The 12,844-nt window shown below is 50.7% G+C and carries 14 protein-coding genes and 3 pseudogenes; 14 read left to right on the top strand and 3 right to left on the bottom strand.

Translation table 11 applies throughout. The features are described from left to right. The first annotated feature begins 80 nt into the window (after positions 1-80). The 6 genes and pseudogenes from ACTNCH_RS07475 to ACTNCH_RS07450 form a co-directional block, all read left to right on the top strand. Positions 81-2,021, top strand: a pseudogene (locus ACTNCH_RS07475) (hypothetical protein). 18 nt (positions 2,022-2,039) lie between these two features. After that, complete coding sequence (locus ACTNCH_RS07470; RefSeq protein ID WP_441017489.1) at positions 2,040-2,231, top strand: hydrogenase/urease maturation nickel metallochaperone HypA; 192 nt, start codon at positions 2,040-2,042, stop codon at positions 2,229-2,231. Positions 2,232-2,233: 2 nt separating this feature from the next. Continuing rightward, positions 2,234-2,677, top strand: a complete 444-nt coding sequence (gene tnpA / locus ACTNCH_RS07465; protein WP_441017486.1) for an IS200/IS605 family transposase — start codon at positions 2,234-2,236, stop codon at positions 2,675-2,677. Between the two features lie 16 nt (positions 2,678-2,693). Then, a complete protein-coding gene (locus tag ACTNCH_RS07460; RefSeq protein ID WP_441017483.1) occupies positions 2,694-4,019 on the top strand; it encodes an IS200/IS605 family accessory protein TnpB-related protein in 1,326 nt (441 codons plus the stop codon). A 170-nt stretch (positions 4,020-4,189) separates the two neighbouring features. Further along, positions 4,190-4,354, top strand: a pseudogene (locus ACTNCH_RS07455) (hydrogenase maturation nickel metallochaperone HypA); the annotation flags it as partial. A gap of 20 nt (positions 4,355-4,374) precedes the next feature. Then, positions 4,375-4,800: pseudogene (locus ACTNCH_RS07450) on the top strand (DUF5692 family protein); the annotation flags it as partial. An 86-nt stretch (positions 4,801-4,886) separates the two neighbouring features. On the opposite strand, the gene ACTNCH_RS07445 reads toward ACTNCH_RS07450, so the two are convergent. Both ACTNCH_RS07445 and ACTNCH_RS07440 read right to left on the bottom strand, forming a co-directional pair. Beyond that, a complete protein-coding gene (locus ACTNCH_RS07445; RefSeq protein WP_441017480.1) occupies positions 4,887-5,531 on the bottom strand; it encodes an SdpI family protein in 645 nt (214 codons plus the stop codon). Beyond that, positions 5,531-5,800, bottom strand: coding sequence for an autorepressor SdpR family transcription factor (locus ACTNCH_RS07440; protein ID WP_440321762.1), 270 nt, complete (start codon positions 5,798-5,800; stop codon positions 5,531-5,533). The genes ACTNCH_RS07445 and ACTNCH_RS07440 overlap by 1 nt, the downstream gene beginning before the upstream one ends. 233 nt (positions 5,801-6,033) lie before the next feature. Between ACTNCH_RS07440 and trxA the strand changes: the two genes are divergently transcribed. Genes trxA through yfcE form a run of 3 tightly spaced genes read left to right on the top strand, consistent with a single transcriptional unit; the run spans position 6,034 to position 7,782 of the window. Further along, positions 6,034-6,345: a thioredoxin gene (trxA, locus tag ACTNCH_RS07435; protein WP_441017476.1), complete on the top strand. Its 312-nt coding sequence runs from the start codon at positions 6,034-6,036 to the stop codon at positions 6,343-6,345. A gap of 1 nt (position 6,346) precedes the next feature. Further along, a complete protein-coding gene (locus tag ACTNCH_RS07430) occupies positions 6,347-7,213 on the top strand; it encodes an NAD(P)/FAD-dependent oxidoreductase (protein ID WP_441017473.1) in 867 nt (288 codons plus the stop codon). A 23-nt stretch (positions 7,214-7,236) separates the two neighbouring features. Then, on the top strand, positions 7,237-7,782 hold the full coding sequence (yfcE, locus tag ACTNCH_RS07425) for a phosphodiesterase (RefSeq protein WP_441017470.1): 546 nt from the start codon (positions 7,237-7,239) through the stop codon (positions 7,780-7,782). 10 nt (positions 7,783-7,792) lie between these two features. Here the strand turns inward: yfcE and ACTNCH_RS07420 are convergent, their stop codons facing one another. Continuing rightward, the gene (locus ACTNCH_RS07420) at positions 7,793-8,092 is read right to left on the bottom strand and encodes an ArsR/SmtB family transcription factor (protein ID WP_441017467.1); all 300 of its coding nucleotides are present in this window, start codon (positions 8,090-8,092) and stop codon (positions 7,793-7,795) included. Between the two features lie 194 nt (positions 8,093-8,286). Between ACTNCH_RS07420 and ACTNCH_RS07415 the strand changes: the two genes are divergently transcribed. The 5 genes from ACTNCH_RS07415 (at position 8,287) to ACTNCH_RS07395 (ending at position 12,790) form a co-directional block, all read left to right on the top strand. Next, on the top strand, positions 8,287-9,378 hold the full coding sequence (locus ACTNCH_RS07415) for a hypothetical protein (protein ID WP_441017464.1): 1,092 nt from the start codon (positions 8,287-8,289) through the stop codon (positions 9,376-9,378). Between the two features lie 133 nt (positions 9,379-9,511). Further along, complete coding sequence (locus ACTNCH_RS07410) at positions 9,512-10,729, top strand: C40 family peptidase (protein WP_441017461.1); 1,218 nt, start codon at positions 9,512-9,514, stop codon at positions 10,727-10,729. 167 nt (positions 10,730-10,896) lie between these two features. Beyond that, complete coding sequence (locus ACTNCH_RS07405; protein ID WP_441017458.1) at positions 10,897-11,271, top strand: GntR family transcriptional regulator; 375 nt, start codon at positions 10,897-10,899, stop codon at positions 11,269-11,271. 2 nt (positions 11,272-11,273) lie between these two features. Continuing rightward, positions 11,274-12,146, top strand: coding sequence for an ABC transporter ATP-binding protein (locus ACTNCH_RS07400; RefSeq protein WP_441017455.1), 873 nt, complete (start codon positions 11,274-11,276; stop codon positions 12,144-12,146). Beyond that, positions 12,143-12,790, top strand: a complete 648-nt coding sequence (locus ACTNCH_RS07395) for an ABC-2 transporter permease (protein ID WP_441017452.1) — start codon at positions 12,143-12,145, stop codon at positions 12,788-12,790. The genes ACTNCH_RS07400 and ACTNCH_RS07395 overlap by 4 nt, the downstream gene beginning before the upstream one ends. Positions 12,791-12,844: the final 54 nt, after the last annotated feature.

The raw sequence follows: 12,844 nt of genomic DNA, 5'->3' as shown, positions 1-12,844 counted from the left end.
TCGGGAGCCGATCGGACAGGTGCGGGAATGGAAGACCGGAAACGCGTGATAAAAAAGATAAACGAGGGAGAAGAAAGAAGATGAAGAAAGAATTGGACAAAGAGCTGTATCCGGAGTATGTCTATCCGGAATTTACCCCGGATCCGGACGAGGCGTTCCGGGAGCCCATTGCGAAGCTGGGAAAGAAGATTACCGACCGGATTCCGCAGAAGCTGGGTCTTAAGAAGATTACCCGAAACGATCCGGAATACTGGGGGCTGGCCGGGGTTCTGACCGATGAAGAGGCAGAGCTGGCCCTGAAGCTGGGCGTAAGAAAGTCCAAGACGCTGGCGCAGATCGTGAAGCTTTCCGGTATGGAGGAGAAGGCCTGCGAAGCTATGCTGGAGGAAATGTCCCGAAAAGGCCTTCTGGAATACAACTGGGAAAATGAGAAACACGAAAAACAGTATGTGCTTCCCATGTACGTGCCCGGCTGCTCGGAAATTTTCAACATGAACGCAGGGCTCCTGGAATCCAATCCGGAGATGGGAACTTTCTTTGAGCACATATCCCGCCTTACTCACGGAGAGGGTTGCGCGGACGATCCGGAGGGCTGGTGTATCGCAGTGGACGATATGGCGGATTATGTGGTGGAAACCCAGAAGGATGGACGCTATATTACCCGCGAGGAAGCGCTGGAGATTTTAAAGGCGGCGGAGGATAACGGCTTCGTACACCAGATTACCAACATTGACGGCGCGGACAAGATTTTTGCCATCTGCAACTGCAATGTAAATGTCTGCTACGCGCTGCGCACCTCCCAGCTGTTCAACACGCCGAATATGTCCCGCTCCGCTTATGTGGCGAAGGTAGAAAAGGCCAACTGCGTAGCCTGCGGCAAGTGTGTGGAGGTCTGTCCGGCCCATGTCGCGGTGCAGGGCTATCTAAAGCTGGCAAAGGAAGGCCGCTATGAGGAGGCTCTGGTGCTGATCAAAAAGGATAATCCGCTTCCGGCTGTCTGCGGCCATGTCTGCAACCGAAGATGTGAGGACGCCTGTACCAGAGGAACCATCGACGAGGCGGTAGCAATCGATGAAGTAAAACGCTTCCTGGCAGAGCGGGATCTGAAGACGGAGACAAGATACATTCCGAAAAAGACCGTTCCCTCCCTGAAGGGCGGATTTGAGGAAAAAATCGCGGTAATCGGAGCGGGTCCCGCAGGACTCTCCTGCGCATACTATCTGGCGCTGGAAGAAGGAATTCAGTTAAATTGCGGCTGGGGTCCCAGGGAAGTGCTGGAAGAAAATGGAAAAGCAACGGCGGTAGTGTTCAAGAAGTGCACCCGGGTTCTGGATGAGCAGGGCAGATTTTCACCGGAATATGACGAGGAAGAGACCATTACGGTTCCCTGTAAGCATGTGCTCTTCTCTGTGGGACAGGCTATTGACTGGGGCAATATGCTGGACAATCTGGATCTGAAGAGACGGCCCAATGGAGGAGCCCTGGCCAACAGACTGACCTATCAGACCTCAGAGCCGGATATCTTCGTGGGAGGAGACGTGTATACCGGACCGAAGTTTGCCATTGACGCGATTGCGGCAGGCCGGGAGGGAGCGATTTCCCTGCATCGGTATGTACACGAAAACTGTACGCTGACCATCGGAAGAAACCGCCGTGATTTTGTGGAGCTGGACAAGGAGAATATCTCCATCGACAGCTATGATACCTCCAAGCGCTAGGTTCCGGAAAAAGCGGATGAGAAAGCCCAGGCGGCAACCTTCCGGGATCTGTCCCACAGTCTGACCGAGGAACAGGTAAAGGTGGAAACCTCCCGCCGCCTGTCCTGCGGAGCCTCTGTGGTAGATCCGAATCAATGTATCGGCTGCGGAATCTGTACGACCCGGTGCGTCTTCGACGCGATCCATCTGCACAGAGAGCTTCCGGGAGCGTCGGTTATGCGCGCTTCTGAGGACAAGCTGAAATACATTCTTCCGAATATGGTAAAGCAGTCGGTAAAGGTAAAATTCGCAAAGAAGAAATAAGGATCGGAGAATGCAGGCATGCATGAATTAGGCGTGACGTTTCACATCATGGATCAGCTGGAGAAGGTAGCCCAGGAAAATGATTTGGAAAGGGTCCGGAAGGTGGTTCTGGAGCTGGGGGAGGTCTCTACGGTGATTGAGTCCTATCTCCATTTTGACCAAAAAGCAGAACTGATGTTTACTTTCTGTGCTACATATGGTAAGATATAAATATGGGAAAAGATATATTTACTATCAGAGAAAACATTCTTTCATATGGTCGAGGTTATGTGTACTCTTTGCAATATCATCTCGTCTGGTGTACAAAATACCGGAAAAAGGTGTTGACAGATGGCCTTGATACAGAATGCAAGGAAATGCTGCAAAAGCTGGCGGAGGAATACCGCTTTCAGATTCTGGCCATGGAGGTTATGCCGGATCATATCCATTTGCTGGTGGATTGTAAACCACAGTTTTTTATTTCTGATATGATAAAAATCATGAAAGGAAATCTGGCAAGACAAATGTTTCTTGTACATCCGGAATTAAAGCAGAAGTTGTGGGGCGGGCATTTGTGGAATCCATCTTATTGCGCGGTGACAGTCAGTGATCGGAGCAGGGAACAGGTCCTGGCATACATTGAGGGGCAGAAAGAAAAAGAAAAGCGAAGAAACTAGAAAATGAGGTTTTATCATGCGGCTCACATCCAGTTATGGCGTGGAAATCAAAAAACAGAATATTCCCATCCGCCATACGCTGCGGATTTACCGCTCTGCAGTCAGTTATCTGATTCAGGTGTACGCGGAAAGCTGGGAAGGACTTTCCCAGATTGATAACGCAAAGAAGCGGTTTAATGCAGCGGAACATCTGGTGCATGAGACGAAAAAGAACCATGCAAGGTATGATTTCGACCTGCATTTTCCGAAGATGCCATCTTACCTGAGAAGGGCAGCGATACAGCATGCGCTTGGAAGCGTCGCTTCCTATGAAACAAGACTTGATTTATGGGAAAATGGACTCCTTACGGGAAAACCGAAGCTGGTTTCGGAAAATCATGCCATGCCGGTATTTTACCGTGACGTCATGTACCGGGAGGCAGAACCGCAGGAGGATGCGGCGTATCTGAAGCTGTATGACGGCCACGACTGGAAATGGTTCCGGGTAAAGCTGCTCCATACGGATATGGAATATCTGCGAAAAAACTGGGTTAGGGAAAAGGCCTCTGCTCCTACTCTGGAAAAACGACATCACAAGTACTTTCTGCGCTTTTCTTATACGGAAGAAGTAAGCCTTACCAAAACAGATATCAAAGAACAGACCATTTGCAGTGTGGATCTGGGAATCAACACGGACGCGGCCTGCACCATCATGCAGGCAGACGGAACTGTCCTGGGACGGAAGTTTATCGACTTCCCCAGTGATAAAGACCGGCTGCATCATGCATTGGGCAGAATCCGCAAATTTCAGAGAAAGCATGGCTCCGGACAGACACAGAGCCGCTGGGCTTACGCAAAGCGGCTGAATATGGAGCTGGCCCGGAAGACAGCGGCGGCCATTACAGCCTACGCTGCGGAAAATCACGCAGATGTTATCGTTTTTGAGTATCTGGAAATGCAGGGCAAGATCAGCGGAAATAAAAAGCAGAGGTTGCATTTGTGGAGAAAACGGGATATCCAGAAGCAGTGCGAGCATCAGGCGCACCGGCAAGGAATCCACGTATCCAGGATCAGCGCCCGAAACACCAGCAGGCTGGCATATGATGGAAGCGGTCCGGTAGTTCGAAATCCGGAGAATCACAGCCTTTGTACCTTCCCGACAGGAAAACAGTATAACTGTGATCTGTCTGCAGCTTATAATATCGGAGCAAGATATTTTATACGGGAATTACTCAAACCCTTTTCGGAAACGGAAAGGTCTTTGCTGGAGGCAAAAGTTCCTTCGGTAAAGCGTAGAACCTCATGCGTCTATGCAGACTTACGGCTGCTTAGTGCAGAACTGGCGAGCCAGAAGGCAGCATAGATACAGGCAGATATACAGTGGACTACCTGAGATGTGGAAACTGACCGTATCCGGCCAGAAAAAGTGCGTAACCGCGCCGATTCTAAGTCGCAGGCGTATCCGCCGATATGAAGTCTTGCCGCTTAAGGCGGCTGAGAAGCACGTGACTTTAGTCATGTGAGGTTCACAAAGCAGAACTTATTGTTGAGACGCTTCCCGCAGTTACCTACTGTGAGGATTGCAAGAAAACCTATCCCACGGTGGAGCATGGGAAAACCTGCCCCTTTTGCGGCAGCGGGCAGACCTATCTTCTGCACGGAAATGAGTTCAACATTAAGGAAATAGAAGTGGAATAATTCACGAGCTATAAGAAAAAGATTTCCAGTATACCTATCTGAATCTGCCGACCCATTCCTGGTACTGCGGTCTGGCGCTGCTTCTGGCGCCCACCTTTGCAGCGGCTCTCTGGAATAAGGGCGGCTGGATCCAGAACCGTGCCAATACCCTGGCACTGTGGTGTATGTTCGCGCAGGTATTTCCGCTGTTCCAGGACGCCAGCCGTTTCACTACGGTGACCTCCGTCTACGGCGAGGGCGGCATAGCCGCGGCAATGGGAAGCACCATGCCGGTTACCGCGAATCCTACGGCGCAGGGACTGATTTCTGTGATTGCGTTTGCAGTCAACGTATTTAGCTTCGCTTATATCCTGAAGCAGGCGAAGGTACAGAAGAAGAATCCGTGGAAGGAAGAGATATTCGTGGATACGAAGGATTATCAGGAGGCAATGGCCAGAACCAGATAAGGCTTTGAAACAGTTACAGGGGCGTGCCCGGGACGAAAAAATTCCGCTCCGCGCACGCCCCTTATTGAAGATATTGAAGAAACGGATTATGAGCCGGATTGCTTCCGGTATACCAGCCAGGAATATACGTAGAGCCAGAGGGTGCCTGCAAGAATGAAGCCAAAGGCCAGCACGGTCATAAGTCTGGAGGGGAAGATGCCGGACAGGATCAGGAGAATTCCCATGATACAGAAGAGAACGCCGCCCATGGCGTGGGTTTTCTTCCAGACATATTCATTTTCCAGGGTCCAGGGCGTCTTGATTCCCATGGTGTAATTGGTGCGAAGCTGCGGCATATAGTTGCCGATGGCCAGAAAGAGAATTCCCACGGCCACGGGAACCACCTGCTCGATCCGCACCGGAAGGCCGAAAATGACAGCGTCGGTAGCCCAGGTAAGGCAGATCAGAAACAGGGTCATGGTGTAAATAAAAATATCATAGGCCTTCTTATGGAGCGTGTAGCTTTTCTTTCTCGGATCGATACAGGGCAGCAGCTTCATGAAAAAGAACAGGATACAGGGCAGCGCCGCAAGAAACAGGGTCACGTATTTGTTAGAATAGCCGTTGACCGTCCCGTCAAAGCCCCAGTGGGTAGGCACGATATCCGGCATCTCCGGCAGCAGGCAGGCGTGGGCCAGCAGAGAGACTACGGAAAGTCCGATAAAAAAAGAATCCTTTTTCGTTAATTTCATTATTTATTTCCTCCTTTGGAAAAGTCAAAAAACCATTTCATAAGTTCCTGAAAAACGGTCATATTCAGGCTGTAGACGATGTTCTGGCCCCTGCGCTCGTCCAGCACCAGGCCTGAGGACTTCAGGACATTCAGGTGATGGCTGACGGAAGGCTTGGAGATATCGAAGCAGCCGGCGATTTCCCCGGCAGTCAGATCTCCCTCGGTCAGCAGCTCCAGAATCCGCCGTCGGGTGGGATCCGACAGAGCCTTAAATGCGTCATTTAACATAGTTCCTCCTTTCAAAGCAATCCAAAACCGACAGTTAGATAATTAGACGATTATCTAACTATCTAAACACAAAATACCATAGAGGCATCCAAATGTCAAGCACATTCATAATGGATAAAAAATGAATAAAAGAACAAAAACGGGGAAGCTTTGAGAACAGAAGGTAGCATTTTCAATGGAAATGTGATAGAGTAAAGCGGTAAGAAAAATTCGTATAACAGGAGGCAGATATAATGGCAGTGATAGAGATTACAGAAGCAAACTTTGAGGCTGAGGTATTGAAGTCCGACGTTCCCGTACTGGTGGATTTCTGGGCTGTATGGTGCGGACCCTGTCAGATGCAGGGACCTATTATCGACGAGCTGGCGGAAGAGGTACAGGGCGTAAAGTTTGGAAAGCTGAATGTGGACGAGAACATGGGCCTGGCCCAGAAGTTCCGGGTCATGAGCATTCCGACCCTGATGCTTTTCCGGGACGGACAGGCAGCCGCCACCCTGGTGGGTCTGCAGTCCAAGGATACCGTGAAGCAGCTGTTAGGAGTATAAGATGGTATACGATGTAATTATAGTGGGAAACGGGCCGGCCGGATTGTCGGCGGCCCTTTACACCAGCCGGGCGAAGCTTCAGACCCTGGTGATCGGCAAGGACAACGGCGCCCTGACCAAGGCGGATAAAATCGAAAATTATTTCGGCATGGCAGAGCCGGTATCCGGCTGCGAGCTGGTGGAGAATACCAAGAGGCAGGCGAAAACGCTGGGAGCAGAGCTTACAGAGGACGAGATCTTCCATATCAGCTGGAACGGAAGCTTCCGGCTGGAAGGCCGGAAGGAAACCTATGAAGCGAAGGCCGTGCTGCTGGCTACGGGAACCTCCCGGAAGACAGCCGATGTTCCGGGCCTTTCGAAGCTGGAGGGCCGCGGCATCAGCTACTGCGCTGTCTGCGACGCTTTCTTTTACCGGGGACGGAAGGTGGGCGTTCTGGGAAATGAGGACTATGCCGCCCATGAGCTGGGCCAGCTTCTTCCGGTGGTGGGAGAGGCGGTGCTTCTGACCAATGGAAAGCCTCTGCATACAGACGTGCCGGAGGGTGTAGCGGTTTATGAGAAGAAACTTACGGCTGTAAACGGAGAAGAGCAGGTGGAGGGCGTCACCTTTGAGGACGGGGAAAGCCTTGCCCTGGACGGTATTTTCGTGGCGCTCGGAAGCGCCGGCGCTGCGGACCTGGCCCGGAAAATCGGTGCCATGACCGAAGGTCGGAGCATCAAGGTGGACGAAGAAATGGCCACCAACGTACCCGGTCTTTACGCGGCTGGAGACTGCACCGGAGGCCTTTTGCAGATTTCCAAGGCAGTAGGCGAGGGCGCAAAAGCTGCCATGAGCATGATTCGGTTTGTACGGCAGCATAAAAAATAATGGATAACAAAGGAGAATGAAAAATGAAACTGATGATAGCGTCAGATATTCACGGTTCCGCTTATTACTGTGAAAAGCTTCTGAAAGCCTACGATGAGGAGAAGGCGGATAAAATGTTGCTGCTGGGCGATATCCTGTACCACGGTCCCCGCAACGATCTGCCGAAGGATTACGCGCCCAAGCAGGTGATTGCCATGCTGAACCCCAGAAAGCAGGACCTTCTCTGTGTGCGCGGAAACTGCGACACTGAGGTGGATCAGATGGTGCTGGAATTCCCGATTCTGGCAGATTATTGTATCCTGTATCTGGATAACCGGATGATTTTCGCCACCCACGGCCATGTGTTTCACGAGAAGAACCTGCCGCAGCTTCATAAGGGCGACATTCTGCTTCACGGACATACCCATGTGCCCGTATGCAGGGAGACGGAGGATTACGTCTATCTGAATCCCGGCTCCGTGTCGATCCCGAAGGAGGACAGCTGGCATGGCTATATGCTTCTGGAGGATGGTACCTTTACCTGGAAAGATTTAGATGGAACAATACAGAAGGAATTTCGGCCGGAATAAAATCCGGCCTTTATTCTTCGATGTGTTCCAGTCCCTGACACAGAATGTTGACCACATGGTCGTCAGCCAGAGAATAGTAGATGGTTTTGCCGTCCCGGCGGAATTTTACCAGCCGATTCTGCTTTAACACCCGCAGCTGGTGGGAGATAGAGCTCTGGGACATCTCCAGCCCCGTAGCGATATCGTTGACACATTTTTCCCCTTCCCGGAGAACAAACAGAATCTTAATCCGCGTAGAATCCGCGAACACCTTAAAAAATTCAGAAAGATAATACACCTCGTCATCGGCGGGCGTCAGTTCACTGCTCAAAAACAATCCCTCCTTTTGGAAATATTTGATAAAACTGTATTTATTTTAACATAAGAAAAAAAAGGTGACAAGAATAATATTTGAAAATATGATGATATGAGAATATGTATTTACTGATTCATATGTAAAAAACAGTGGAAAAGCGCCGGAAATCTGGTATATAATAAGGAATGAAGAAAAGGGAGAGAGAACCGATGGGCGTAGAAATCTATGAAATTATGCATATGGACAGACGGGTAGCGAGAATCGATACTTCCGGGCGGTGTAAAATCTATTACCGCTCTTTTCTGCCCTACAATCTGTATCTGGAAGAAGAGACGGATATTGATACACTGGTCAATAATGTGACGAATTTTTATTATTGGTGCTCCACCCGCGTCCTGACGCTGGACAGGCAGTACGCAAAGGAGATTCTGAACAGCATCGGAATGCAGCAGGCCGTTACGGATCGGGAACGTGCCCGGATTGCCCTGTCCTATCGCTGTGTGTCCCTGACGGATGTATTCTGGGTCCGCAATCAGAAAGAACAGGTCACCTTTGCACAGGTGAATCTCTACGATAACCACCTTTCCAACACCTTTATGGATATCGCCTTGCGGGGAAAACAATATACGGTAAATCATGAACAGCTGGCGCAGGATCTGGCCACCAACGGCTGCTTTCCCAAGGCCTGGCAGAGAGTGGAGGGCGGTTTCCGATTACTGAAAGACGGCGGAGAGGAAGCAGTGGAACGGGAGCTTCTGGCTAGTCAAATCTGTCGCTGCTTTGACGCAAATCAGGTGCTTTATGAAAAGGACTATTTTGACGGAGTAATGGTGACGGCCAGTGATAATATTACCTCCAAGGAATATTCCATTGTTTCTATGGAGGCTTTTGAAATCTATTCGGCCAATCATGGACGGGATACAAAAAAATATGTGCTGGGACTGGATCGCCACAGCTATTACATGATGAATATTCTGGATTATCTGACGGGCAATACGGATCGGCATTGGGGAAACTGGGGCGTGCTGGTAAAAAATAAAACCAATAAGCCGGTGGGTCTGCATAAGCTGATGGATTTTAACCGGGCGTTTTATGCCTATGATACGGAAGAGGGAGCAAATTGTCAGACGCTGTTTCACCGGGAGCACAAGACGCAGAAGGAGGCGGCTGTTGAGGCGGTCAGACGCGTCGGCCTGTGCCAGAAAAAAGAAGTGGAACGGGCCTGCTTCGCAGCATTGCCGCAGTACTATGAGATGTTCTGCCACAGACTGGAGCTTTTGAAAAAAGTGCTGCAGGGATAAAAATACGCAGATAGGAATTTCCCAGAAAAAGGAAACTGAAATTGTCCATTATTGCTTGAAATAGGGCTGAAAAACAGCTATAATTAAGACATCTATGAGCAGGGAAAACCATAAGAATACGGAGAGCATTTGGATGAAAAAATTCAGATATACAGGTAAGAAAATTGCGGCGCTGGTGCTGGTGGGAGTCATGAGCTTCTCCATTACCGCGTCGGCGACCACAGAGTCGGAGATCAAAAAACAGCAGCAGGCCACACAGAAGCAGTTAAATGAGATCAATTCCCGGATGAAGTCCATCGAGAGCCAGCGGAACAGCGTACTGAGCCAGGTGAATTCCCTGAATTCCGAACTGACGACGCTGGTGCTGAACATGGAGCTTCTGGAAAGCGATATCGAGGCGAAGGCGGAAGAGGTGGAGCAGGCTCAGGCAGATTACGAGGCGGCCAAGAAGAAAGAAGAAGAGCAGTATGAGGCCATGAAGCTCCGGATTCAGTACATATACGAGGAGGGCGATATGGATTATCTCTCTCTGTTCCTGCAGGCGGAGAATTTCTCGGATTTCCTGAACCGGGCAGATTTTGCCCAGGAGATTCAGACCAAGGACCGGGAGATGTTTCTGGAATACCAGGAGACCAAGCAGGAGGTAGCGGATCTGCTGGAGGAGCTGGAGCAGGAAAAGGCCGACATGGAGGATCTGCAGGCGGAGTACGAGGATCAGAAGAGCGCTACGGAGGCCGCTTTGTCGCAGAAGAAGGCAGAGCAGGCCGATTATGACAGTCAGCTGGCGGCCGCCAAATCCCAGGCAGCCACATATAAGAAGCAACTGCAGGAGCAGCAGAGCCAGCTGAAGAAGCTGGAAGCGGAGCGGAAGAAAAAAGAACAGGAGGCAGCTGCTGCAGCGGCCAAGAATGATAAAAAGACAACTACAGGAACCATTTCGTCCGGTTCCGCAAGCAGCAGTTCCGGCAACAGCTCCGGCAGCGGATCCTCAGCCACTGTGTCCGGCGGAGGTTCCGGCGCGTCTATCGCCAGCTATGCCTTAAAGTTTGTGGGCAATCCCTATGTGTCCGGCGGCACCAGTCTGACCAACGGCGCGGACTGCTCCGGTTTTACCTGGGCAGTGTACCAGAATTTTGGCATTTCCATTCCCCGGCAGTCTGACGCCCAGGGACATTCCGGCAAGTCTGTCAGCTATGCGGACGCCCAGGCGGGAGATATCATCTATTATGGCGGCCATGTGGGAATCTATATTGGCGGAGGACGTATCGTCCATGCCAGCACAGCCAAAACGGGTATCAAGATCAGCTCTGCCACCTACCGGAGTATTCTTTCGGTCAGGAGATATTATTAAAATGAAATAAAACAGACAGAGCTTACAGGCGTCTGCTTTCGGGAAACCGGAGGCAGGCGCTTTTTACGGCAAAATTAAATGCAAAAAATGATTGACTATAATGTATATATATGATATATACATTATATAAACAAAAACACACAGAAAAAGAGCAAGAGGAAGGGTCTATGGATATCATTATCAGCAATTCCGGCGGCAAGCCCATCTATGAGCAGATCACAGCCCAGATTAAGGGGCAGATTATGAATGGCTCCCTGAAGCCGGGAGAGGCGCTGCCTTCCATGCGGCTTCTGGCAAAGGAGCTTCGGATCAGTGTGATTACCACCAAGCGGGCTTACGAGGAGCTGGAGCGGGAAGGCTTTATCACCACGGTGGTGGGCAAGGGGAGCTTTATAAGGGAAGCAGATCAGGAGTTTGTCCGGGAAGAACGGCTGCGGGCTGTGGAAGGGCACCTGCAGGCGGCGGTGGACGCGGCCAGACAGTGCGGCATGGACGAGACGGAGCTGGTGGACATTTTGAAGCTGTTATTTGAGGAGGCGTAGATATGGGCAGTGCCATAGAAGTAAGAAACCTGACAAAACAGTATCCGGGATTTGCGCTGAAAGATGTGAGCTTTCAGATTCCGGAGGGCAGTATCGTCGGCTTTATCGGAGAGAACGGCGCGGGAAAAAGCACTACGATAAAGGCGATCCTGGATTTGATAAAGCGGGACGGCGGAGAAATTACACTGCTCGGCGAGCCGGACGGCGCAAAGAACGAGACATTGAAAGAACAGATTGGCGTAGTCTTTGACGAGAACTGTTTCCCGGATTATCTGAACCGGCGGGATGTGAACCGGATGCTGAAAGCCATTCACAGAGGCTGGCAGGAGGAGCGCTTTGAAAAGCTCTGCGAGCGGTTTGGTCTCCCGGAGAAGCAGATGATCAAAGAATATTCCAGAGGCATGAAAATGAAGCTTTCCATCGCGGCGGCCATGTCCCATCAGGCCCGGCTTCTGATTCTCGATGAGGCGCTTAGCGGTCTCGATCCGGTGGTGCGTGCGGAGATCCTTGATATGCTCCGGGAATTTGTTATGGACGAGCAGCATACGGTGTTCCTGTCCTCCCATATCACCAGTGACATCGAGAAGATCGCGGATTACATTTTGTTGATTCATAAAGGGGAGATTCTTCTGTATGAAGACAGGGATACGCTGTTGGAGGAATACGCCTTGATCCGGTGCAGCGCCGAAGAGGCCGCGAAGCTGAATCCGGCCATTGTGGTGGGCGTCCGCCGGGGTCGGTTCGATACAGAGGTGCTGGTGCGAAGCCGGAAAGGGCTGGAGGCAGATGAGCATCTGGTTATGGATCGGGCAAGCCTGGAGGATATTCTTCTTTATACGGCGGGAGAGCCGGGAAATGAGAGGTGTGAGGGATGAAGGGACTGATTTTGAAGGACTTGTATACACTGCGGCAGATGGGGAAGATCTATCTGATTTGCATGGTGTGCCTGGTGATCTGGGGCCTGGTTACAGACAATCCAACCATACTTTCCAGCCTGCTTCTGGTATATGGGCTGATGCTTTTAATTACGACAGCCTCCTACGATGAAGCCTCCCATTTTAACCGGTACGCGCTGACCCTTCCCCTGACGCCAAAGAAACTGGTACAGGCGAAATACCTGTTTTCGCTGCTCCTTTTCACGGTTATGGTGACGCTTGGGATTCTGGTCGGCGCAGGTATGCTTGCGGTGCTGGGAGGAAAGGCAGAGATGGGATACGGAGATCTTCTGGCGTCCACATGTTCCATCAGTTGTATTTATCTGATGACAATTGTTTTCATATTGCCCTGCATCTATAAATTCGGTGTAGAAAAGTCCCGATTTTTATTTGTAGCGACTTACCTGCTTGTATTTGCCGGCTTTGCGCTGCTGTTCAGTATAGATAACATGAAAACATGGCTTTCCGGACTGGGTGATCGGGGATTCCTGTCCATAGGCGCAGTCTTCGGAGCGCTGGCTATCGTGGGGCTGATTGTGTCCTACCATATTTCCATCCGGATTGTGGAAAAGAAGGAATGGTAAGGAAAGCGCTTTCGAAAATCTTAAGAAAGATTTCAGAAAAAGAGTCTGGCAAAT

This window comes from Candidatus Merdisoma sp. HCP28S3_D10 (assembly GCF_052065835.1).
Classification (GTDB): Bacteria; Bacillota; Clostridia; order Lachnospirales; family Lachnospiraceae; genus Laedolimicola.
The sequence above is the reverse complement of the archived record's forward strand: the minus strand, read 5'-3'. Positions and strand labels throughout refer to the sequence as shown.

Excerpts from the sequence above, each read along its gene's own strand:
- ACTNCH_RS07395 (WP_441017452.1), top strand. The coding sequence starts at position 12,143 with ATGAAGGGACTGATTTTGAAGGACTTGTATACACTGCGGCAGATGGGG.
- ACTNCH_RS07400 (WP_441017455.1), top strand. The coding sequence starts at position 11,274 with ATGGGCAGTGCCATAGAAGTAAGAAACCTGACAAAACAGTATCCGGGA.
- ACTNCH_RS07430 (WP_441017473.1), top strand. The coding sequence starts at position 6,347 with ATGGTATACGATGTAATTATAGTGGGAAACGGGCCGGCCGGATTGTCG.
- ACTNCH_RS07410 (WP_441017461.1), top strand. The coding sequence starts at position 9,512 with ATGAAAAAATTCAGATATACAGGTAAGAAAATTGCGGCGCTGGTGCTG.
- tnpA (WP_441017486.1), top strand. The coding sequence starts at position 2,234 with ATGGGAAAAGATATATTTACTATCAGAGAAAACATTCTTTCATATGGT.
- trxA (WP_441017476.1), top strand. The coding sequence starts at position 6,034 with ATGGCAGTGATAGAGATTACAGAAGCAAACTTTGAGGCTGAGGTATTG.
- ACTNCH_RS07470 (WP_441017489.1), top strand. The coding sequence starts at position 2,040 with ATGCATGAATTAGGCGTGACGTTTCACATCATGGATCAGCTGGAGAAG.
- ACTNCH_RS07415 (WP_441017464.1), top strand. The coding sequence starts at position 8,287 with ATGGGCGTAGAAATCTATGAAATTATGCATATGGACAGACGGGTAGCG.
- ACTNCH_RS07440 (WP_440321762.1), bottom strand. The coding sequence starts at position 5,800 with ATGTTAAATGACGCATTTAAGGCTCTGTCGGATCCCACCCGACGGCGG.
- ACTNCH_RS07460 (WP_441017483.1), top strand. The coding sequence starts at position 2,694 with ATGCGGCTCACATCCAGTTATGGCGTGGAAATCAAAAAACAGAATATT.
- ACTNCH_RS07405 (WP_441017458.1), top strand. The coding sequence starts at position 10,897 with ATGGATATCATTATCAGCAATTCCGGCGGCAAGCCCATCTATGAGCAG.
- ACTNCH_RS07445 (WP_441017480.1), bottom strand. The coding sequence starts at position 5,531 with ATGAAATTAACGAAAAAGGATTCTTTTTTTATCGGACTTTCCGTAGTC.
- yfcE (WP_441017470.1), top strand. The coding sequence starts at position 7,237 with ATGAAACTGATGATAGCGTCAGATATTCACGGTTCCGCTTATTACTGT.